Here is a 20,087-nt window from a genome sequence, read left to right as displayed (position 1 = left end):
CTGCCGCTGCGGCCGCTCCGTCGGGCGCCGGTGGGCGGATCGCGGTCACCGAGCGTGTGTCCACTGTGGTGGGTTGCCGCTCGTCGGGCTCGGGACCGTGCTTCTGTGCCACACGTCGAGTATTGCCGAATTCCTGTGCGCGTGTCACCGCCGTCTAACCTGTGGGGATGCCTCGTTACGAGTACCGGTGCCGGGCCTGCGGCGACACGTTCGAAGTCCAGCGGCCGATGAGTGAAGCCAACGCGAACGCCGCGTGTCCGTCGGGTCACGACGACACGGTGAAACTGCTGTCGACCGTCGCGGTGGGCGGTGGCAACGCCGGAGGTGCCCAGCCGCGTCCTTCCGGTGGTGGGTGCTGCGGCGGCTCGTGCGGTTGTTGATGCATTGTTACGGGTCGGTTTCGCAATAGTCGCCGTACGGCTTTGATGTTGTGGCCTCGCGTGCCACAACTCGGTAGGTCACGTTGTCGTTACGTCACGCGAAACCCACTCGAGCTTCATCCCCGTATGCTTGCTGACCTGCATGGACCAGCGTCTCCTCGACCTTGAGGGTCGCTGGTGGGGACCGTTTCTACGATGCGCGCGACCCCTGGGTGGGGAAATATGGGTCACGCCTGAAAAGGGAGGCGGAGGTTTCACGTGTCGGCGCGGACGCATCTGCCCAGCGGGCTGGTGACATTCCTGTTCACCGACATCGAGGGCTCGACTCGACTGGCCCAGATGCTCGGCACGGGGTATCGGCCGGTGCTCCAGGAGCACCGGCAGGTGATCCGCCGCGCACTGTCCAAAGCGGACGGTGTCGAACTCTTCACAGAGGGTGATTCCCTCTTTGTGGCGTTCGCCGACGCCGCGGCCGCGCTCGCCGCCTGCATCGAGGCGCAGCGCGAGCTCGCCGCGCACGACTGGCCGGCCGCCGGCGACGGCACCGACGCCAGGCCGAAGGTCAGGATGGGGCTGCACACCGGCTTCGCCGAGCCGTACGGCGGGGAGTACACCTCACCCGAGGTGCACCGCGCCGCCCGCGTCGCCGCCGCCGCGCACGGCGGCCAGGTGCTCTGCTCGGCGGCGACCGCCGCCCGCGTCGGTGAGCTCACCGACGACGCGTACCTGCTCGACCTGGGTCTGCACCGGCTGCGCGGCTTCGACGGCTGCGAGCGGATCTTCCAGTTGGTGGCGCCCGGCCTGGACCGCCAGTTCCCGAGGCCGCGCACCATCGACGCGCCCGCCCACAACCTGCCGGTGCAGACGACCCGGTTCATCGGCCGCGCCACCGAGCGCGCCGCCGTGCGTGACCTCATCGGCACGCACCGCATCGTGACCGTCGTCGGCGCCGGCGGCGCGGGCAAGACCCGCCTGGCCGTCGAGGCCGCCGGCGAACTCGTCGAGCAGTTCCGCGACGGGGTCTGGTTCGCCGACCTCAGCGCCGTGGCCACCAGCGACCTCGTCGACGTCGCCGTGGCCGCCGCCGTCGGGCTGCGCCCCGAACCGGGCCGGCCCGTCATCCAGACCCTCGCCGACCACGCCCGCGACCGGCGGATGCTCATCCTGCTCGACACCTCCGACGCGCAGCTGCCGGCCGCCCGGCGGCTCGTGTCCAGGCTGCTGTCCGCCGGCCCGGCGATCACCGTCCTGGCCACCAGCCGCGAGCCGCTCGGCCTGGCCGGCGAGGTCGTCTGGCGGATCCCGCCGCTGTCGGTCGAGGCGGCCAGCGGCGGAGGGTTCAGCGACGCCGTCGCGCTGCTCGTCGACCGCGCCTCCGCCGCCCGTGGCGGGCGCCCCGCCGAACCCGGCGACATCGCCCAGCTCACCCGGGTCGCCGAGGCCCTCGAAGGGCTGCCCCTCGCGCTGGAGCTGGCGGCCGCGCGGCTGCGGCTGCTGTCCGCCACGCAGCTCGCGAACCGCATCGACGACGTCCTGGGCACCCTTGACGCCGGGCACGGCGCCCCTGTCCGCTCCGACCGGGCCTCCGCGTCTGCCTCTGCGTCCGCCTCTGCCTCCGCCGAGCCGGGGGACCGGCACCGGACGATGCAGGCGGCGGTGGACTGGTCGTACCGGACGCTCGACGAACGCGCCGCCCGGCTGCTGCGCTGGCTGTCGGTGTTCGCCAGCCCCGTCGACCTGCCCGCCATCGAGTGGCTGCACGACGGCGACCCCCTGGACCCCCTGGCCACCCTGGTCGACAAGTCGCTGCTGCAGGCCGAGGCCGGCGCCACGAACGCGACCTACAGGATGCTCGACCCGATCCGGGCGTACGCCGCCCGGCTGCTCGTGGAGGCCGGCGAGGAGGAGTCCGCCAGGGAGCGGCACGTCGCCTGGTGCCTGCAGGCCGCGCACGACGCCTACCTCGACACCGACGGGCGCCCCGTCACCCTGTCCCTGTACACCCTCGACCCGCTCGCCGACGAGCTGCGCGCCGCCCTGCACTGGACCGTGACTCGCGGCAGCGCCCGGCAGGGCCTCGCCGTCGCGGGCGCACTGGACCAGTGGTGGCGGGAGCGCGGCCTGGTCCGCGAGGGCCGTATGTGGCTGTTCCGCCTGTACGAGCGGATCAGCGCCACCGGCGAGCCCGTTCCCGACGCCGAGCTCGCGGCCGCGTACCACCTGCACTCGCTGCACGCCGGCGCCGACGGCGAGACGGTCGAGGAGCTGCGCTTCTCACAGCGCGCCGAGGCCGCCGCCCGCCGCGCCGGCGACCCGGGGCTCATCGCCCGGGTCCTCGCCGGCCGGGGCGCGCCGCTGCTCGACCTGGGCCGCTTCGACGAGGCCGAACGCATCTGCCGCGACGTCATCACCCTCGCCGAGGAGCAGGGCGTGTCGGGCGAGACGCTCTTCGCCGTGTACGCCCTCGCGCAGCTGCTGTGGCGCCGCGGCGCGCTCGACGAGGCCGCTGACCTGCTCGCGTCCGCCCGGACGCTGGAGAACTCCCGGCCGATGGAACGCGGCCGGCGCACCGTCGACATGCTGCTCGGCCTGGTCGCCCTGTCCCGCGGCGACCTGGTCGCTGCCCACGACCACCTGATCGTCGCGCTGCGCTCGCGGATGAGCTTCGGCTTCCACCTGCGCGTCTGCGAGACCCTGATGGCGATCGCGGTGCGCTGCTCCCTGGCCGGCGAGACCGGCACCGCGGCCCGGCTGTTCGGCGCGGCCCAGGCGGCGAGGGTGCGGCTGCGCTGCTCGGCCGGCGGCTTCGGCACGTACTGGACGGACCAGCAGGACGCGCTGCGGTCCGCGATGGGCGACGCGGACTTCGACGAGGCCTACGCCGCCGGCGGTGCGCTGGGCCTGGAGGAGTCGGTCGCCCTCGCGCTCACGATCGAGCACCCCGACCTCGTCGCCGGCTCGATCCGCTTCTCCGCCGTCGAGTAGGTTCTCCGCCGTCGAGTAGTCGTTCGACGGACGCGACGCCCTATGTGGTGCGATGCCGACGTGTCGCGGACCGTTCATCCACACGCTACCGCAGCACCGGAAATTGATCTCCGGCGTCGCTACCGGCCGTAGTCAGCGCTGCTGAAAGAGGGGAGAATGCGGTTGCTCAGATGGAGTGACAGAGCTTCGGAGGGTTACCCCGTTGCGCTGCCACCCCACCCCAGGGAGGGCTCACCGACGTGATCGGTGTGCTACCTCTTCAGACGCGCCGGACGTGTCGCCGGTTGCTCACAGGATCGTCCAGGTGTCGCCGCTGTTGAGCAGGGCGCCGAGCTCCTCCTCAGGAGTGCCCTTCGCCTTGGCCTTCGCGGCGGTGAGCTGGTCGCGGACCAGGTCGTCATAGGCGGGCCGTTCCACGGAGCGGAACACCCCGATCGGCGTGTTGCGCAGGTCCAGGCCCGGCAGCCGGGACAGCGCGAACGCATACGCCGGCTCGGCGACGGACTGGTCGTGGACGACGATCTCGCCGGCCGGCGCTGAGGCGGTCGGCACCACGGACAGGCCGAAGCCGCCCGGCGGGTGCGTCACCGCCCACTCGCCGTCCTTGCCGAACGTGATCGGCTGGCCGTGCTCCAGCCGGATGGTGTAGTCGTCCCTGGTGGAGGGGTCCTTCAGGACCTCGAACGCGTTGTCGTTGAAGATGTTGCAGTTCTGGTAGATCTCCACGAACGCCGAACCGCGGTGCTCGGCCGCGGCGCGCAGCACCGACTGCAGGTGCTTGCGGTCCGAGTCGATGGTGCGGGCGACGAAGCTCGCCTCCGCGCCCAGGGCGAGGGAGATCGGGTTGAACGGCGAGTCCGCCGAACCCGCCGGCGTCGACTTGGTGATCTTGCCGATCTCGGACGTCGGGGAGTACTGGCCCTTGGTCAGGCCGTAGATCTTGTTGTTGAACAGCAGGATCTTCAGGTTGACGTTGCGGCGCAGCGCGTGGATCAGGTGGTTGCCGCCGATGGACAGCGCGTCGCCGTCGCCGGTGACCACCCACACCGACAGGTCGGGGCGGGACACCGACAGGCCGCTCGCGATCGCCGGCGCGCGGCCGTGGATCGAGTGCATGCCGTAGGTGTTCATGTAGTACGGGAAGCGCGACGAGCAGCCGATGCCGGACACGAACACGATCCGCTCGCGCGGGATGTTGAGCTCGGGCATGAACGACTGGACCGCCGCCAGGATCGCGTAGTCCCCGCAGCCGGGGCACCAGCGCACCTCCTGGTCGGACTTGAAGTCCTTCGTCGTCAGCTTGAGCGCCTCAGGCATTCTTGACCACTTCCTCCAGCACCGACTCCAGCTCCGCGGCGGTGAAGGGCAGGCCGCGGACCTGGTTGTACGCGATCGCGTCGATCAGGAACTTCGAGCGGATGACGCCGGCCAGCTGGCCGAGGTTCATCTCCGGGATGACGACCTTGTCGTAGGCCGCGAGCACCGCGCCGAGGTTCTTCGGCAGCGGCGACAGGTGCCGCAGGTGTGCCTGCGCGATCGGCAGCCCCCGCTGGCGCAGGGCCCTGGCAGCGGCGCCGATCGGGCCGTACGTGGAGCCCCAGCCGAGCACCAGGACGCGGGCGGTGCCGTCGGGGTCCTCGACCTCCACGTCGGGCACCTCGATGCCCTCGATCCGTGCCGCGCGGGTGCGCACCATGAAGTCGTGGTTGGCCGGGTCGTAGGAGATGTCGCCGGTCTTGTCGGCCTTCTCCAGACCGCCGATGCGGTGCTCCAGGCCGGGCGTGCCGGGCACCGCCCACGGGCGGGCCAGGGTCACCGGGTCGCGCAGGTACGGCAGGAACGTGGTGCCGTCCTCGCCGTTGGGTTCGGTCGCGAACTCGGTGCGCAGGTCGGGCAGGTCCGCGACCTCCGGCAGCCGCCACGGCTCGGAGCCGTTGGCGATGTAGCCGTCGGAGAGCAGGATCACCGGCGTGCGGTAGGTCAGCGCGATCCTGGCGGCCTCGATCGCGGCGTTGAAGCAGTCGGCGGGGGAGCGGGGCGCGATGACCGCGACCGGTGCCTCGCCGTGCCGGCCGAACAGGGCCATGTTGAGGTCGGCCTGCTCGGTCTTGGTCGGCAGGCCGGTGGACGGGCCGGCCCGCTGCACGTCGATGATCAGCAGCGGCAGCTCGAGCGCGACGGCGAGGGAGATGGTCTCGCCCTTGAGCGCGACCCCGGGCCCCGACGTGGTCGTCACGCCCAGCGCCCCGCCGTAGGAGGCGCCGAGGGCCACGCCGATCGCGGCGATCTCATCCTCGGCCTGGACGGTCGTCACGCCGAACTTCTTGTGCTTGCTCAGCTCGTGCAGGATGTCCGACGCCGGGGTGATCGGGTAGGCACCCAGGAAGACCGGCAGCTCGGCTCGTACACCAGCGGCGACGACACCCAGGGCGAGCGCGGCGTTGCCGGTGATGTTGCGATAGTTGCCGGCGTCCATCTTCGCCGGTTTGACCTCATAGCGGACCGCGAAGTTCTCGGTCGTCTCGCCGAAGTTCCACCCGGCCTTGAAGGCGGCGATGTTGGCGGCGACCAGCTCCGGCCGGGCGGCGAACTTGCGCTCCAGGAAGCGCAGCGTCGACTCGTGCGGCCGTGAGTACATCCACGACAGCAGGCCGAGCGCGAACATGTTCTTGGCCCGCTCGGCGTCCTTCTTCGACACGCCGTGCGTCTCGAGGGCCTTGACCGTCATCGAGGTCAGCCCGACGGGCGCGACGGCCCAGCCGTCGAGCGAGCCGTCCTCGAGGGGGTTGCTGGCGTAGCCGACCTTGGCCAGGTTGCGCTTGGTGAACTCGTCGGTGTTGACGATGATCGAGGCGCCCTTGGGCAGGTCGGCGATGTTGGCCTTGAGGGCCGCGGGGTTCATCGCCACCAGGACGTTGGGCGCGTCACCCGGCGTCAGGATGTCGAAGTCGGCGAAATGGACCTGGAAACTCGACACGCCCGGCAGGGTGCCGGCGGGCGCGCGGATCTCCGCGGGGAAGTTGGGCAAGGTCGAGATGTCGTTGCCGAGCTGCGCGGTTTCCGACGTGAACCGGTCACCGGTGAGCTGCATGCCGTCGCCGGAGTCGCCAGCGAACCTGATGACCACTCGATCCAGCTGGCGGACCTGCTTGGTCACGTGAGCTGACCTCCTGTTAAAGCCGGCGGAACTCCGGATGCGGTGGTGCGACCACGTCGTCGAGCCGGCCGATCCTTCTTGACACTCAGAGGGTACGTCGAAGGTCCGCGCCTGCAGCCGCCGCAGTTGCCCGTGTGGGTCGGATCCCGGATTTGTGCGGCTGCCGTGGAACCGCACAAACTCCGTTATTCTGCGCTTATTCGTCGTCCTTGCGGAAGCTCGACCCGGCGACGGGGCCGCTGGGCAGCCTCGGAAGGGTCAGCGACCTGGGGATCGGTGTGCGCTGGGGCAGCGCCGGTAGATCTTCGTCACTCGTGCGCTGCGCCGGCACGGTGACCAGTTCCTCCTCGGCGGCGGGCACGTCGGACTCGTCACGCAGGCGGCGGCGCAGCGAGAGCACCACCAGGAAACCCACCAGCGCGACCAGGCCGATGATCCCGCCGACGAACGGCACGCTGGACAAGGGATCGCTGGTCAGCAGGCCACTGGCGGGCCGCTGGCGCTTCGCGGGGTCGGAGGTGGCGGCGACCGCCACGGCCACCGGCGACGCCGGTGCCTCGGTCGGCAGCGGCGACTCACCGGCCAGCGGCGGGCCGCTGATGCGGTAGTCGGCGCGGGTCTCGACCGCGTCCCGGCCGATCGGCGCCAGGTAGCCGTGCACCGCGCCGGTGAGCGGCACCTCGGCCCGCGCGGACGCGCTGATCGACAGCACGAAGCTCGCGGACACGTCCTTACCTGCGGCGATGTCGCCCAGCTCGCAGCGGTCCCGCTCGGGTGTCAGCTTCTTCTTCACCTTGCACGCGCTCGGGAACGACACCACGTCGACGCCCGGCGGGGTCACCACCTCGACCGCGCCGGCGGCCTTCGCCGAGCCGGTGTTGCGCAGTTTGACCTGCAGTGTCGCGTTCTCCGTGCGCGGCGTGGTCTGCACGGGGAGGGTCATCGGGTCGGCCATGAGCTCGATGCCGGGCACCGGCGGCTTGGTGCTGAAGGTGATTGAGAAATTTCGCACTTTCTGCGGGAAGTTCTCCATCACGGCGGTCACGTTGCCGGATCCGGACAGCCGCCACGCGTCCAGCGCGACGTCGACGTTGACCACGACGTGGCCGATCTTGCCCGGCGCGAGGGGGCAGCTGAAGCTCAGCGTGCCGTTGCTGGTCGTGCAGCCGTCGGTGCCGTACCCGCCGGTGGCACGGGTGCCGCTGGGGAACGTGTAGAAGCCCGTGATGGTCTCGGGGACGTCGCCGAGGTTCTGCACCGAGACGACCAGCTTGGACGAGCCGTCGCCCTGCCAGTACCCGTCGCCGAGCACGACGTCGCTGACCGTCAGCGCAAACTTGCGGACCTTCGGCGGTGGCGGGGGAGCCTCCGTGGTCGGCGGTGGCGAGGCCTCGGTCGTCGGCTCGACCGTCGGCGCGGGCGGGTCGGTGGTGACCGGCGGGTCCGTCGGGGCCTCGGTCGTCTGCTCCGGGTCCGGCTCGGCGTACGCGGCGGGGGAGAGCATGAACAGCAGCGAGCAGACAGTGCTCAGCGCGACGAAGGCAGCACGAAGCCGGGCGCGGCGGCGCGCGGGTGCTTCCATGGGGGGCGTCCTCGTATCTCGGCGGCGGTCCGCTTGCTCCTGGGGGTGGGGCACATGCTTGCCGTTAAGCAAGGAAGCCCATTATCTAGACAAGTTCTGGATTTCGGCATCTCGGAGATCGTGGTTATGCGAGTACGGTGCGTGTTGTGAGTGGTTATCTGGGTGGTTATGCGACGCTCGGCCTCCTGCTTCTGGTCGGCGCCGGCGTCTTCGTCGCTGCCTTTACGGCCGCTCGGCTGCTAGGTCCCCGCCGATCGGCTGACAGTGGCGCTACCGCCGCGAAGTTCGACACCTACGAATGTGGGCTTGACCCCGTCGGCGGCGACTGGGCGCAGGCTCAGATCCGTTACTACGTGTACGCGTTCTTGTACGCGTTGTTCGCCGTCGAGAGTGTGTTCCTCTTCCCGTGGGCCGTGATCTTCGACCGGCCCGAGTTCGGGGCCGCCGCCGTCGTCGAGATGGCGATCTTCGTCGCCGTCCTCGCCCTCGGGATCCTCTACGCGTGGCGCAAGCGCATCCTGCGCTGGACCTGACCACCGCGCCGGCCGTGGAGCCGGGGCAGGCCACCAACCCAGACCGCTAAGCCAGGCCGCGCCGGGCGACGGCGGGCTGGCGGTCGCCGCGGATCGCCGCGACCGTGTCCAGGACCCGGCGGGTCGCCCGCACCTGGTGCGCCCGGAAGACCCGCGCGCCCAGCCACGCCGACACGGCCGTCGCGGCGAGGGTGCCCTCGAGACGCTCGCCGACCGGCAGGTCGAGGGTCTCGCCGATGAAGTCCTTGTTCGACAGCGCCACCAGCACCGGCCACCCGGTCGCCGTCATCTCGTCGAGCCGGTTGGTGATGGCGAGGGAGTGCCGGGTGTTCTTTCCGAAATCATGCGCCGGATCGATGAGGATGCCGTCCCTGCGGACCCCCAGGGACACCGCCCGTTCGGCGAGCGCCGTCACTGTGCGTACCACATCCTCGACCGGATCGCCGAAGGCCGCGCGGTGCGGCCGGGTCCGCGGGGTGAGCCCGCCGGCGTGGGAGCACACCAGGCCGGCGCCCGTCTGCGCGGCGACCGTCGCAAGGTCCGGGTCGGCGCCCGCCCACGTGTCGTTGATCAGGTCCGCGCCGGCGGCGATGACCTCCCGGGCCACCTCGGCCCGCCACGTGTCGATGGAGATGACCACGTCAGGGAAGCGTTCCCGGACCTTGACGACCGTCGGCAGTGTCCGGCGCAGCTCCTCCGCGGCGTCCACGGTGCTGCCCGGGCCGGCCTTCACGCCGCCGATGTCGATGATGTCCGCGCCCTCCGCGACGGCCGCCTCGACGGCCCGCAGCGCGGCGTCCTCCGCGAACGTCGCGCCCCGGTCGAAGAACGAGTCGGGGGTACGGTTCACGATCGCCATCACCGCGTAGTCACTGTCGGTGAACTCCCGGCGGCCCAGCCGAAACATCATGGATCCTCCGTCTTTCCTTCAGATGGGTGTGCCGGGGTCGCCCGCGCCCAGTCAGCGTGCCACGATTCCCCCTATGGCTGAGTTCCTCCTGGTGTTGATCGCCGCCGTGGTCGTCGGGGCCATCGGGTTCGGCGTGTCCTTGTTGATCACCGGCGACGACCCGGGGATCGAAGGTCACGAGCCCGACGGGCGCGCGGTGCCGCTGCCCTCGTCCCGGCCGCTGGTGGAGGGCGACGTGGGGCACGTGCGCTTCGACACCACCCTCCGCGGGTACCGGATGGCGCAGGTCGACGCGGCGCTGCGCCGCGCCGGCTACGACATCGGCTACAAGGAGGAGCTGATCCAGGTCCTCGAAGCCGAGGTCAAGGCGCTGCGCGACGGTCGCACCGAGGACGCCGACGCGCTCCGCGACGCCCGCGAGGCCGCCGTGACCGGCGCTGGCGGCACCAACGTCGTGACGGAGAAGCCGGAGACGCCGGCCGACGCGGCCGTCGACCTGGACAAGCCCGTCGACCTGGACAAGTCCGCGGCCGAGGACGGCGACGCGCCCGAGGACGGCGCCGCGAACAGCTGGGGGCTGCCCAGCGACGAGACCTGGGGCAGTCCGTCCCCGGTGGTGAAGTGACCGATCCGTCGTTCGACGACGAGGTCGCACAACCCGGCACCGGCGAGGTGACCGCGACGGTGATCGTCCGGGCACCCGCCGAGCGGGTCTTCGCCGCGCTCATCGACTGGCCGCGGCAGAGCGACTGGATCCCGTTCACCACGGTCCGGGTGCTGTCCGGCGACGGCGGTGAGGGCAGCTCCATCGAGGCGGTCACGCGGGTCGGGCCGGCCGCGCTGCGCGACCTCATGCGCGTGGTCAAGGTCGACCCGCCCTACGAGGTCCGCGTCGTGCACCACGGCAAGGTGCTGCGCGGCCCGGGGGTGCTGCGCTGCACGCCGCTGGGCGCCAACCGCACCCAGGTCGTGTGGCACGAATGGTTCCACCTGCCGGCCGGTGCCGCGGGGAAGGCCGCCTGGCCGGTGCTGTGGCCCGGCTCCAAGGTCAGTCTCACCGGTGCCCTGCGCCGCTTCGCCCGGCTCGTCGAGGCGGGGAAACTGTCGTAGGGCTGCAGTAGATTCCGTGACGTGGTTGATGTGGTCATCGGGGACGACGGACTGGCCAGGTGCGCCTGGGGCGGTTCCACGCCGGACTATGCGGTCTATCACGACACGGAGTGGGGCCGGCCGGTCCGCGACGACGACGGGCTCTATGAGCGGCTCACCCTCGAGGCGTTCCAGTCCGGCCTGTCGTGGATCACGATCCTGCGCAAGCGGCCCGCGTTCCGGGAGGCGTTCGCCGGCTTCGACATCGCCAAGGTCGCCGAGTTCGGCGAGGCCGACGTCGAGCGGCTGATGGCCGACGCCGGCATCGTGCGCAACCGGGCGAAGATCGAGGCCGCGATCGCCAACGCCCGCGCCGCCGCCGAGCTGCCCGGCGGGGTCGCCGCGCTGCTGTGGTCGTTCGCGCCGGAGCCCAGAGCGGCCCGCCCGGCGAGTTTCGCCGAGGTGCCGGCCGTCACCGAGGAGTCCAAAGCCCTGGCCAAGGCCCTGAAACGGCACGGGTTCAAGTTCGTCGGCCCGACGACCGCCTATGCGCTGATGCAGGCCACCGGCATGGTCGACGACCACCTCGCCTCTTGTTTTGTGCAGCTCGAGCGGCCATGATCCGGACTGACGATCACCCGGTGAGCGACGGGAGTGTGGACGGATGACCGCCGAGTTCGCCGCCGACTACGGGGGTCCACTCGACCTGGTCGACTATGACCAGGGCTGGCCGGCGAAGTTCGCCTACTACCGCGACGAGCTGGCCGACGCGCTCGGCCCGGTGGCGTTGCGCATCGAGCACATCGGCTCCACCGCCGTGCCCGGCCTCGCCGCGAAGAACGTCATCGACATCCTCGTCGTCGTCGCCGACGAGCACGACCGGGAGGGCTACCGGGCCGCGGTCGAGTCGACCGGGATGGCCCTGGCGCACCGCGACCCGGCCGCGTCGTGGTCGTTCTACCGGCCCGCCGCGCCGCCGCGCACCCGGCACGTCCACGTCACCTCCCGCGGCTCCTCCCACGAGCGGGTCCAGCTGCTCTTCGTGGACTTCCTGCGCAACCACGACCTCGCCGCCGACGCGTATGCGCAGGTCAAGCGGCGCCTCGCGATCCGGTTCGCGGACGATCGGGAGCGTTACACGCGGGCGAAGACCGAGTTCATCTTCGACATGCTCGACCGGGCCGAGCAGTGGGCCGACCAGACCGGCTGGACCGTCGAGCAGCGCTGATCCCGCCGGATGATCCAATGGGGTCATGGCGAAATGGGCGGTGGTCGTTTCCGAGGAGCAGTATTCGCAGGAGCGTCTCTACGCTTCGCAGTTCGCGCCGGGCGCCGAGCTGCCGGCCGGTGACGAGGCGCTGCTGGTCGCGGCCCTGGACCCGCCCGTCGTCTTCGGCGTCGCCCGGGCCGACGCCGAAGGCCGGCTGCGCTACACGGTCAACCTGGTCGACGCGCCGTTGCCGTTCGCGGCCGCGCTCGGCCAGGGGACACACCCGATCGACGAGGCGGCCTTCACGGCGGCCGCCCCCCACGGGGACCCGGGCACCACCACCGCCGACGTCACCGGGAAACGCACCTGGCTGGTGAGCGTCGACCTGCCGATCGAGGCGGCGTCACCGGCCGAGGCGGTCCGGGAGTTCTGGACCTATGTGCGCGACCTCGGTCCGGCGGAGCTGCCGGCGTTCGTGTGGCCCGCCGGCGACGAGCTCGCGATGCAGGCGTTCGTCCTCGGCGCCGAGGCCAACCAGGACCCCGAGGAGGAGTGAGCCGCCGGGGCCGACCAGGATCCCGGGCAGGAGTGAGCCGCCAGGGCCGACCTGGATCCCGGGCGGGAGCGAGTCACAGCACCCCCTGCAGCGCCCGGTCGTAGCCGAGGATCTGCTGCGGGTCGGCGTCCAGGACGTCCCTGAGCAGCGTCGCGTAGACGGACCGGAAGTCGGTGGTGAACTTCAGGTCGCCGTTGTCCAGGTCCGACAGGCTCGGCTGCTCGCCGTACAGGCCGCCGGTGACGGGACTGCCCAGCAGGAACATGTTCGACGCCGTGCCGTGGTCGGTGCCGTCCGAGCCGTTCGCGGCGACCCGCCGGCCGAACTCGGAGTAGACGGCGACGACGACCCTGCGGCCCGCCTCCGTCCTCGCCATCCGCTCCGCGAACCCGGTCAGCGCCTCGTCGAGGCGTTTGAGCAGGTTCTCCTGCGAGTCGCGCTCCTCGGCGTGCAGGTCGAAGCCGCCCAGCGACACCGAGAACACCCGGGTCGCGACGTTCGCCTCGACGCAGCGGGCGACGAGGTCGAGCTGCGCCTTCAGGTCCGATCTGCCGCCGGTACCTGTGCCGCCGGCCTCGTCGTCGGCGTCGTCGGGGGCGCCGTCGGCGCTGTGGATCAGGGCGTCGACGCTGACCAGGTCCGCGAACGCGCGGGCGGCCCTGGCCTGCAGCGCCGGCTCGCCGGCCGAGGCGGCACCGAACTGCTCCAGGGTCGCGGTCCGCACCCCGTTGGGCAGGGCGAGCCCCGTCACCGGCACCGCCGCGCCCGCGCTCGTCGCGCCGGCCAGCAGCGGCGGCAGGACCGGCTCGAAGGAGACCGCGTGCCGCGGGTCGCCGCCGAACGTGTCCAGCCAGCGGCCCAGCCAGCCGGTGTTGCCGGGGCGTTCCGGCTGCGCGGTCTGCCAGATGTCCATCGACCGGAAGTGGCTGTGGTCGGGCCTCGGGTACCCGACGCCGCGGACGATCGCGAGCTTCTTCGCGTCGTACATCCGCTTGAAGCCGGTCAGGGCCGGGTTCAGCCCGACGGTGTCGTCGAGCCGGATGACCTCATCGGCGGTGTACGCGAGCTCGTTGCGCGCCTCCCGGTAGCCCTTCTCCGCGAACGGGATGACGTTGGCGAGGCCGTCGTTGCCGCCGTACAGCGTCACCAGGACGAGGGTCTTCGCGTCGCCGGGCCGGTCGTCCCAGGTCGCGGTGTCGAAGACGTCGCGCAGCGTCCACGCGCCGCCCGCGGCCAGGGCTGCGCCGCCGACGACGCCACTGGTGATCAGGAACTTGCGCCGGGTCACGGTGTCCATGTGCGGCCTCCTACTGGATCGCGTATTCGGGGCTCGCCAGACCCAGGGCAAGCAGCTTGCGGGGGTCCCCGGCGGCCGGGTCGAGCGCGGCGCGGGTCCGGTCGGTGAACGCGTCGACGACGAGCAGCCGGGCGAGGGCGTCGACCCGCTGCCCCTGCGGCGCCGCGCCGAGTCGGTCCAGGACCGGCTGCGGGGCCTTGCCGGCCAGCAGCTGCGCGACCTTCAACCGGGCCTGGGTCGCCGACGTGGTGAGCCACGCGGCGCCGGCGGGCCAGCCGCCGACGCTCGGCGGCCGCAGCGGCACCTGGCCGAGCTGGTTGAGCCCGCTCTGCAGCTGCTTGCGCTGGTTGTCCGGCAGCTCACCGGGGCGCAGCCCCAGCTGCCGCAGCGCGCCGGCGAGCCACTCCACCGGCTGCTTCACCAGCTCCGCGTGCCCGTCGGCCAGCAGCAGCACCCGCAGCATCGCCGCCGTGGTCGGCTGCCGTTTCGCCTCGTCCAGGGTGGGCTGCGGGATCGGGGCGTCGCTGCAGTACCGCAGCCACAACCGGCGTGCGATGAACTCCGGGGACGCCGGCTGCTCCAGCAGCAGCGCCGCGAACCCGTCGGCGTCGAGGTCGGCGGTGCGCCCGAGGATCGTCTTGGGTTTCGCGTCGTGCCGCTTCGGGTTGAGGCTCGCCGTGCCCGTCTTCGTGTCCACGACCCAGCCGGTCAGCGCGCGGGCGCCCTCCCGGACGTCCTGCTCGGTGTAGTGGCCGACGCCGAGGGTGAACAGCTCCATCAGCTCGCGGGCCAGGTTCTCGTTGGGTGCCTTGACGGTGTTCTTCTGCCCGTCCAGCCAGATGATCAGCGCCGGGTCGCGCAGCATGGCGCGCACCATCGTGCCGAAGTCGCCGAGCGCGGTGCGGGCCAGGGTCTGCTGGTGGCCGAGCATCAGCGGACCGGACTTCACCTTGTCCGCCGAGGTCGCCCAGTGCCCGTGCCAGAAGAACGTCAGCTTCTCGTGCAGCTGGTGCTCGGCCTGGACCATCCGGTCCAGCCACCACGAGCCCACGGCGCGGATCTGCTCGGCCCGCTCGGTTTTGGCGTTCATCACCGGTGGCAGTTTCGGCACGGGTGTACGGGCGGCGCCTCCGTCGGCGGTCGGCGGGTTCAGGAGGGCGTCGAGGGTCGCGACGGCGCCCGCCCGCTCCGCCGCGTCGACCTCCTCCGCGGTCGGTCCGAAGGTCGCGCGGCGCAGCAGGTGTGCGAGTGCTTTCCGATCGGCCATGCGGCCACAGTAGGACCGGTGTGTTCGAGGCAGGTAAAGCCGCGATCAGGCCCCGTTGAAGACCGGCTTCTGCTTCTGCACGAAGGCGGCCGTCGATGCCTGGTGGTCCGTGGTCCGGCCGCAGACGGCCTGCGCCTCCGCCTCGGCCTCCAGGGCCTCGGTGAGCCCCGCCGATCCGCCGGTCGCGAGCTGGCGCTTGATCTGCCCGTACGCCACGGTCGGGCCGGCGGCCAGCCGCTCCGCGAGGGCCAGCGCGGTGGGCAGCACCTGCTCGTCGTCCTCGACCAGCTTGGACAGCATGCCCAGCCGGTCCGCGGTGGCCGCGTCGACGGGCTCGGCCAGCATCAGCAGCTCCGTCGCCTTCGCGTGGCCGATCAGCCGCGGCAGCGTCCACGACACGCCGGTGTCACCGGCCAGCCCCACGTTGGCGAACGCCATCAGGAACTTCGTCCCCGGCCCGCCGACCCGGAAGTCCGCCAGCAGCGCCAGGGACGCACCGGCACCCGCCGCCATACCCCGTACCGCGGCGATCACCGGCTTCGGCATGCCCACGATCAACTCCGCGATCGGGTTGTAGTGCTCCCGGACCGTCGACAGCGGCGCCGGGTCGCTGGACTCCAGCAGCGCGACGTGCTCGCGGAGGTCCTGCCCGACGCAGAACGCCCGGCCGGCGCCCGCGAGCACGACCGCCCGCACGGCGGGGTCGGCGGCGAGGTCCTTGAGCGTGTCGCGCAGGGCCACCTTGGTCGCCGTGTCCAGCGGGTTGAGGGCCTCGGGCCGGTTCAGGGTCACGACGGCGACCGCGCCATTGCGCTCGACCTGCAGACTCATGCGGATCCCTTTCTCGGTGCTGGCTGTTTCTCGGTGCTGGCTGTTTCTCTGGGCCAGCTGTTCTCTGGGCCAGCTGTTCTCTGGGCCAGCTGCTTCTCGGGCTGGCTGCTTCTCGGGCTAGCTGTGCAGACACTGGTCAACGTAACGGTCGGCGGCGGGGCGCAGCCGCCCGGCATGCCGGTCGAAGAACGCGGCCGCCGCGGTGCCGGGCCAGCGCTGCGGCAGCAGCTCCGGCGGCAGCTGCGGGTCCCGGAACAGGAACGCCCGCCAGGCGTGCACGAGCGTGAACCTGGCCGCGTACGCCCGCTCGTCGTCGGTGCCCGGGCCGATGCCCGACACCAGCGGCGTGAGCCTGGCGACGAACTGCTCGTACGCGGCGCCGATCTCGTCCAGGTCCCACGCCCGCGACACGAGGGATCCGCCGCCGGCGACGTGACTGGCGCTGAACCGGTCGAAGCGCACCCCGGCCTCGGCGAGGAGGGCGTCGACGCCCTCGCCGGGGCGCGGCGCGATCCAGGTGGAGGGGTCGATCGCCCCGTACCCGAGAAATCCGAGGTTGGCGACGAGCTTCGCCCGCGCGCCTCGGTGCTGCGGCGGGTCCAACGTGATGAGATCGAAGCGTCCGTCCCAGGTGGCCTCGGCGGCACCGCCCTTCGGCGTGCGGTAGATGCGGGCACCCGCCGCATCGAGCCGCCGTGCCGCCTTCGGGGTGATGCCGTAGCCCGGGCCGGTCGGCAACCGTAAAGGGTGCAGCCAACCCTGCCGCACCATCCGCGACACCGCGGTCCGGACGGCGGGCGCGGCGATGCCGAGGGGCGCGAGCAGGCGCACGAGGGCCGCTACGGCGGCCCGTCCACCGCGGGGACGGAGATGGTCGCCATAGAGATCAAAGAGGGCGGACCGGGCCTGCATGGCCGCTTATTGTGACAGTTGACCGGCATCCACCGCCAGGAGTTGTCACATGGTTCGCATCCCAGTTTGGGTCTTGGGGCCATCATCAGGGAAAATCATCTGTTGGCGCGTTCATCACGAGTCGGACGGCCGGGAGGCAGGTCCCGGTCGACGCTGGTGAGAGGCCGCGCGGGCATGCGGGGACGGCTGTGCCACCTGGTGTCTGGGACATCAGGGAGCGAAGGGAGACAACATGGCGGCCATGAAGCCGCGGACAGGCGACGGTCCGCTGGAGGTCACCAAGGAGGGCCGGGGCATCGTCATGCGGGTCCCGCTGGAAGGTGGTGGGCGGCTCGTCGTCGAGATGACCAAGGATGAGGCCAACGAGCTCAGCGAGGCGCTGAAGACCGCCACTGGCTGAGGTCTTTTTCGTTCATCCGGCACGACCCCGCGCAACCGAGTGGCCCTGAGGCGGTCGCTCCCCGAGGTGTGCGCGGAAACTTTTAGTGGAGGCATGCTCTTGCTGGACATACGGTTCGCCACGGCCCGCAACGCCTCCGGCGCGGTCGCCGTCGTCGTGCCGGCCGGCGGGGACACCACATCTGCATCTGACGACCCGTCGTCAGCGCAGCTCGCGGCGGCACGGTTCGCGGCCGTGCGGCTGTCGCTGGGGAGATTGAAGCTCGGCCCGGCCGACCTGGACGACGTCACGGCGTTCCTCGCCGACGTCGAGCACTCCGGGTCGGCCGGCACCATGCACAAGCTGCCGCGCCCGGGGCGCCGCCCTGACCGCCTGCTCTTCATCGGTGTCGGGGCCGGCGAGGAGGCCGACTGGCGCGCCGCGGGCGCCAAGCTGGCGAAGTCCGCCAGCAGCGAGCCCACCCTCATGGTGGTGCTGCCCGACGACGTCACGCCGGCGGCGGTGCGCGGGCTGGGGGAGGGGCTGTGGCTGGCCTCCTACCGCTTCCGGCTCGGCGCCGACGACCCGCCGGCGCTGCGCCGTATCGTGCTCGTCCCGCCCTCCGGCGCCGTCGCGGCCTCCGCCGACCTGGCCGCCGGGCTCGCCCTGGCGAAGGCCGTCGCGGAGTCGACGGTCCTCGCCCGGGACCTCACCAACATGCCCAGCGACGAGAAGACCCCGGCCTGGTTCGCGAAGCGGGTCGAGAAGGCCGCCGCCGGGGTGCCGGGGCTCACGACGACCGTCCGTGACCCGAAGGCCCTCGCCGAGGAGGGGTTCAACGCGATCCTCGCCGTCGGTGGCGGCTCCACCCGCGGCCCGCGCCTGCTCGAGCTGTCCTGGCGTCCCCGCGGCGCCCGGCGGCACGTGGTCCTCATCGGCAAGGGCATCACGTTCGACACCGGCGGCATCTGCGTCAAGCCGCTGTCCGGCATGAAACTCATGCGCAAGGACATGGCCGGCGCCGCCGCCGTCATCGGCGCGACCCTCGCCGCGGCCGCGCTGCGCCTGCCGCTGCGCGTCACCGCCATCGCGCCGCTCGCGGAGAACGCGCTCGGCGCCGACTCGTTCCGCCCCGGCGACGTGGTCCGCCACTACGGCGGCACCACCAGCGAGATCTACAACACCGACGCCGAGGGCCGCCTGGTCCTCGGCGACGCGATGGCCTACGCCGTGCGGCGGCTGCGCCCCGACGCGATCATCGACCTGGCGACCCTCACCGGCGCGCAGGGCGTCGCCCTCGGCAAACGGACCGCGGCGCTCTACAGCCACAGCGACACCCTTGCCACTTCTCTCGCCGAGGCCGCCGCGACTGCCGGCGAGTCGATGTGGCGCATGCCACTGCACGACGACTACGCCGACGCGCTCGACAGCGACGTCGCCGACCTCGTCAACTCCACCGACATCGGGGCCGGCTCGCTGATGGCGGCGCTCTACCTGCGCGAATTCACCGGCGGGCTGCGCGATCAGTGGGCGCACCTGGACATGTCCTCGTCCGCGTGGGCGGACTCCGCCGACGGCGAGCTGACCAAGGGCGCCACCGGCTGGGGCGTCCGCACGCTGCTGCGCTGGCTCGAAGCCACCGCCTGATCCGGTGGCTCGCTTTTCTAACGACCGGCGGGCTTGAGACCGAGCGGTTTGCCGGCGAGGCTCTCCCGCCGCACCGCGAGCCGGTCCGCGACGGCGATCAGCGCCGCCGCCGCCGGTGCCGTGATGTCGGACAGCACGAGCGGGACGCCGGCGTCGCCGCCCTCCCGCAGCCGTGTGTCGAGGGGGATCTGCCCCAGCAGCGGCACCGGCGCGCCGACCAGACGGCCCAGCGACTCCGCGACCTGCGCCCCGCCGCCGCTGCCGAAGATCTCCATGCGCTGACCGTCGGGCAGCTCGAGCCACGACATGTTCTCCACGACGCCGACGATGCGCTGGTGCGTCTGCAGCGCGATCGAACCCGCCCGCTCCGCGACCTCCGCGGCGGCGGCCTGCGGCGTCGTCACCACCAGGATCTCCGCCGACGGCAGCAGCTGGGCGAGGGAGATCGCCACGTCACCGGTGCCCGGCGGCAGGTCCAGCAGCAGCACGTCCAGGTCACCCCAGTAGACGTCGGCGAGGAACTGCTGCAACGCCCGGTGCAGCATCGGCCCGCGCCACACCACGGCCGTGTTGCCCGGGGTGAACATCCCGATCGAGATGACCTTCACACCGTGCGCCGACGGCGGCATGATCATCGACTCGACCTGGGTGGGCCGGCCGTCGGCGCCGAGCATGCGGGGCACCGAGTGGCCGTAGATGTCCGCGTCGACGACGCCGACCCGCAGCCCCTTCACGGCGAGCGCCGCGGCCAGGTTGACCGTCACGCTGGACTTGCCGACGCCGCCCTTGCCGCTGGCCACCGCGTAGACCCTGGTCCGCGAGCCCGGCTGGGCGAACGGGATGACCGGCTCCTGCACGTCACCCCGCAGGCTGCTCTGCAGCTCCTTGCGCTGCTCGGCGGTCATCACCCCGAAGTCGACCTCGACCCCGGTGACCCCGTCGACCGCGCCGACCGCGTTGGTGATGTCGTTGCGCAGCTTGTCCTTCAACGGGCAGCCGACGACCGTCAGCAGCAGACCGATCACGGCGACCCCGTCGGGGCGCAGCACGACGTCACGGACCATGCCGAGCTCGGTGATCGGGCGACGGATCTCGGGGTCGTCGACGGTCGACAGGGCGGCGGCGATCGCGGCTTCGACGGTGGTGGCCGGGGCTGACATGTCAGCCATCGTACGTCGGCCCCCTGTCCTATTCGGGTGACCTGGCGCCCGCGGTAACACATCACACGGACGATGACGGGCTTGTCCCGCGTCCCGGGCGGTGGGATGATCGTTGGCAACGCCGCGCGCCTCGCCCCTTGAGGCACGCGGCTTTTTCTCTGCCCGGGCATGACCCAAAATTGTCGTACCCCT

At 71.7% G+C, this 20,087-nt stretch carries 19 protein-coding genes; 10 read left to right on the top strand and 9 right to left on the bottom strand.

Going from position 1 to position 20,087, the window contains the following annotated elements:
* Window positions 1-167: 167 nt before the first annotated feature.
* Together OHA72_RS04000 and OHA72_RS03995 are read left to right on the top strand one after the other, a co-directional pair.
* Complete coding sequence (locus tag OHA72_RS04000; RefSeq protein ID WP_327006496.1) at window positions 168-380, top strand: FmdB family zinc ribbon protein; 213 nt, start codon at window positions 168-170, stop codon at window positions 378-380.
* A 258-nt stretch (window positions 381-638) separates the two neighbouring features.
* Window positions 639-3,365: a winged helix-turn-helix domain-containing protein gene (locus OHA72_RS03995; RefSeq protein WP_327006495.1), complete on the top strand. Its 2,727-nt coding sequence runs from the start codon at window positions 639-641 to the stop codon at window positions 3,363-3,365.
* Between the two features lie 288 nt (window positions 3,366-3,653).
* On the opposite strand, the gene OHA72_RS03990 is transcribed toward OHA72_RS03995, so the two are convergent.
* From OHA72_RS03990 to OHA72_RS03980, 3 genes are all read right to left on the bottom strand, one after another.
* Window positions 3,654-4,682, bottom strand: coding sequence for a 2-oxoacid:ferredoxin oxidoreductase subunit beta (locus tag OHA72_RS03990; RefSeq protein ID WP_327006494.1), 1,029 nt, complete (start codon window positions 4,680-4,682; stop codon window positions 3,654-3,656).
* Complete coding sequence (locus tag OHA72_RS03985) at window positions 4,675-6,522, bottom strand: 2-oxoacid:acceptor oxidoreductase subunit alpha (RefSeq protein WP_327006493.1); 1,848 nt, start codon at window positions 6,520-6,522, stop codon at window positions 4,675-4,677. The genes OHA72_RS03990 and OHA72_RS03985 overlap by 8 nt, the downstream gene beginning before the upstream one ends.
* Before the next feature lie 196 nt (window positions 6,523-6,718).
* On the bottom strand, window positions 6,719-8,104 hold the full coding sequence (locus tag OHA72_RS03980; protein ID WP_327006492.1) for a hypothetical protein: 1,386 nt from the start codon (window positions 8,102-8,104) through the stop codon (window positions 6,719-6,721).
* Window positions 8,105-8,250: 146 nt separating this feature from the next.
* Here OHA72_RS03980 and OHA72_RS03975 point away from each other — a divergent pair, with 146 nt between their 5' ends.
* On the top strand, window positions 8,251-8,637 hold the full coding sequence (locus OHA72_RS03975; RefSeq protein ID WP_327006491.1) for an NADH-quinone oxidoreductase subunit A: 387 nt from the start codon (window positions 8,251-8,253) through the stop codon (window positions 8,635-8,637).
* A 46-nt stretch (window positions 8,638-8,683) separates the two neighbouring features.
* Here the strand turns inward: OHA72_RS03975 and folP are convergent, their stop codons facing one another.
* On the bottom strand, window positions 8,684-9,547 hold the full coding sequence (gene folP / locus OHA72_RS03970; protein WP_327006490.1) for a dihydropteroate synthase: 864 nt from the start codon (window positions 9,545-9,547) through the stop codon (window positions 8,684-8,686).
* A gap of 73 nt (window positions 9,548-9,620) precedes the next feature.
* On the opposite strand from folP, the gene OHA72_RS03965 reads away from it, so the two are divergent.
* The 5 genes from OHA72_RS03965 to OHA72_RS03945 are packed head-to-tail and all read left to right on the top strand — an operon-like array spanning window position 9,621 to window position 12,402.
* Window positions 9,621-10,172 (top strand): DivIVA domain-containing protein, encoded by a 552-nt coding sequence (locus tag OHA72_RS03965; protein WP_327006489.1) that lies wholly within the window; start codon window positions 9,621-9,623, stop codon window positions 10,170-10,172.
* The gene (locus OHA72_RS03960; RefSeq protein WP_327006488.1) at window positions 10,169-10,657 is read left to right on the top strand and encodes an SRPBCC family protein; all 489 of its coding nucleotides are present in this window, start codon (window positions 10,169-10,171) and stop codon (window positions 10,655-10,657) included. The genes OHA72_RS03965 and OHA72_RS03960 overlap by 4 nt, the downstream gene beginning before the upstream one ends.
* Window positions 10,658-10,678: 21 nt before the next feature.
* A complete protein-coding gene (locus OHA72_RS03955; RefSeq protein ID WP_327006487.1) occupies window positions 10,679-11,257 on the top strand; it encodes a DNA-3-methyladenine glycosylase I in 579 nt (192 codons plus the stop codon).
* Between the two features lie 43 nt (window positions 11,258-11,300).
* The gene (locus OHA72_RS03950; RefSeq protein WP_327006486.1) at window positions 11,301-11,864 is read left to right on the top strand and encodes a GrpB family protein; all 564 of its coding nucleotides are present in this window, start codon (window positions 11,301-11,303) and stop codon (window positions 11,862-11,864) included.
* A 25-nt stretch (window positions 11,865-11,889) separates the two neighbouring features.
* A complete protein-coding gene (locus OHA72_RS03945) occupies window positions 11,890-12,402 on the top strand; it encodes a hypothetical protein (protein WP_327006485.1) in 513 nt (170 codons plus the stop codon).
* Between the two features lie 73 nt (window positions 12,403-12,475).
* Here OHA72_RS03945 and OHA72_RS03940 read toward each other — a convergent pair whose 3' ends face one another.
* The 4 genes from OHA72_RS03940 to OHA72_RS03925 form a co-directional block, all read right to left on the bottom strand.
* A complete protein-coding gene (locus OHA72_RS03940; protein WP_327006484.1) occupies window positions 12,476-13,699 on the bottom strand; it encodes a DUF1501 domain-containing protein in 1,224 nt (407 codons plus the stop codon).
* A 10-nt stretch (window positions 13,700-13,709) separates the two neighbouring features.
* Window positions 13,710-14,966, bottom strand: a complete 1,257-nt coding sequence (locus OHA72_RS03935; RefSeq protein ID WP_327006483.1) for a DUF1800 domain-containing protein — start codon at window positions 14,964-14,966, stop codon at window positions 13,710-13,712.
* Between the two features lie 45 nt (window positions 14,967-15,011).
* The gene (locus tag OHA72_RS03930) at window positions 15,012-15,797 is read right to left on the bottom strand and encodes an enoyl-CoA hydratase/isomerase family protein (RefSeq protein WP_442788509.1); all 786 of its coding nucleotides are present in this window, start codon (window positions 15,795-15,797) and stop codon (window positions 15,012-15,014) included.
* A 117-nt stretch (window positions 15,798-15,914) separates the two neighbouring features.
* The gene (locus OHA72_RS03925; RefSeq protein ID WP_327006482.1) at window positions 15,915-16,709 is read right to left on the bottom strand and encodes a PaaX family transcriptional regulator; all 795 of its coding nucleotides are present in this window, start codon (window positions 16,707-16,709) and stop codon (window positions 15,915-15,917) included.
* A gap of 232 nt (window positions 16,710-16,941) precedes the next feature.
* Between OHA72_RS03925 and OHA72_RS03920 the strand changes: the two genes are divergently transcribed.
* Window positions 16,942-17,109, top strand: a complete 168-nt coding sequence (locus OHA72_RS03920) for a DUF3117 domain-containing protein (RefSeq protein WP_081971220.1) — start codon at window positions 16,942-16,944, stop codon at window positions 17,107-17,109.
* 93 nt (window positions 17,110-17,202) lie between these two features.
* A complete protein-coding gene (locus tag OHA72_RS03915; RefSeq protein WP_327006481.1) occupies window positions 17,203-18,735 on the top strand; it encodes a leucyl aminopeptidase family protein in 1,533 nt (510 codons plus the stop codon).
* Window positions 18,736-18,752: 17 nt separating this feature from the next.
* Here OHA72_RS03915 and OHA72_RS03910 read toward each other — a convergent pair whose 3' ends face one another.
* On the bottom strand, window positions 18,753-19,895 hold the full coding sequence (locus tag OHA72_RS03910; RefSeq protein WP_327006480.1) for an Mrp/NBP35 family ATP-binding protein: 1,143 nt from the start codon (window positions 19,893-19,895) through the stop codon (window positions 18,753-18,755).
* Window positions 19,896-20,087: the final 192 nt, after the last annotated feature.

This window comes from Dactylosporangium sp. NBC_01737 (assembly GCF_035963215.1).
Lineage (GTDB): Bacteria > Actinomycetota > Actinomycetes > Mycobacteriales > Micromonosporaceae > Dactylosporangium.
The sequence above is the reverse complement of the archived record's forward strand: the minus strand, read 5'-3'. Positions and strand labels throughout refer to the sequence as shown.

Bases quoted from the DNA above. Each gene is read 5' to 3' on its own strand.
- OHA72_RS04000 (WP_327006496.1), top strand. From the start codon at position 168: ATGCCTCGTTACGAGTACCGGTGCCGGGCCTGCGGCGACACGTTCGAA.
- OHA72_RS03990 (WP_327006494.1), bottom strand. From the start codon at position 4,682: ATGCCTGAGGCGCTCAAGCTGACGACGAAGGACTTCAAGTCCGACCAG.
- OHA72_RS03980 (WP_327006492.1), bottom strand. From the start codon at position 8,104: ATGGAAGCACCCGCGCGCCGCCGCGCCCGGCTTCGTGCTGCCTTCGTC.
- folP (WP_327006490.1), bottom strand. From the start codon at position 9,547: ATGATGTTTCGGCTGGGCCGCCGGGAGTTCACCGACAGTGACTACGCG.
- OHA72_RS03965 (WP_327006489.1), top strand. From the start codon at position 9,621: ATGGCTGAGTTCCTCCTGGTGTTGATCGCCGCCGTGGTCGTCGGGGCC.
- OHA72_RS03950 (WP_327006486.1), top strand. From the start codon at position 11,301: ATGACCGCCGAGTTCGCCGCCGACTACGGGGGTCCACTCGACCTGGTC.
- OHA72_RS03945 (WP_327006485.1), top strand. From the start codon at position 11,890: ATGGCGAAATGGGCGGTGGTCGTTTCCGAGGAGCAGTATTCGCAGGAG.
- OHA72_RS03940 (WP_327006484.1), bottom strand. From the start codon at position 13,699: ATGGACACCGTGACCCGGCGCAAGTTCCTGATCACCAGTGGCGTCGTC.
- OHA72_RS03935 (WP_327006483.1), bottom strand. From the start codon at position 14,966: ATGGCCGATCGGAAAGCACTCGCACACCTGCTGCGCCGCGCGACCTTC.
- OHA72_RS03930 (WP_442788509.1), bottom strand. From the start codon at position 15,797: ATGAGTCTGCAGGTCGAGCGCAATGGCGCGGTCGCCGTCGTGACCCTG.
- OHA72_RS03925 (WP_327006482.1), bottom strand. From the start codon at position 16,709: ATGCAGGCCCGGTCCGCCCTCTTTGATCTCTATGGCGACCATCTCCGT.
- OHA72_RS03920 (WP_081971220.1), top strand. From the start codon at position 16,942: ATGGCGGCCATGAAGCCGCGGACAGGCGACGGTCCGCTGGAGGTCACC.
- OHA72_RS03915 (WP_327006481.1), top strand. From the start codon at position 17,203: ATGCTCTTGCTGGACATACGGTTCGCCACGGCCCGCAACGCCTCCGGC.
- OHA72_RS03910 (WP_327006480.1), bottom strand. From the start codon at position 19,895: ATGTCAGCCCCGGCCACCACCGTCGAAGCCGCGATCGCCGCCGCCCTG.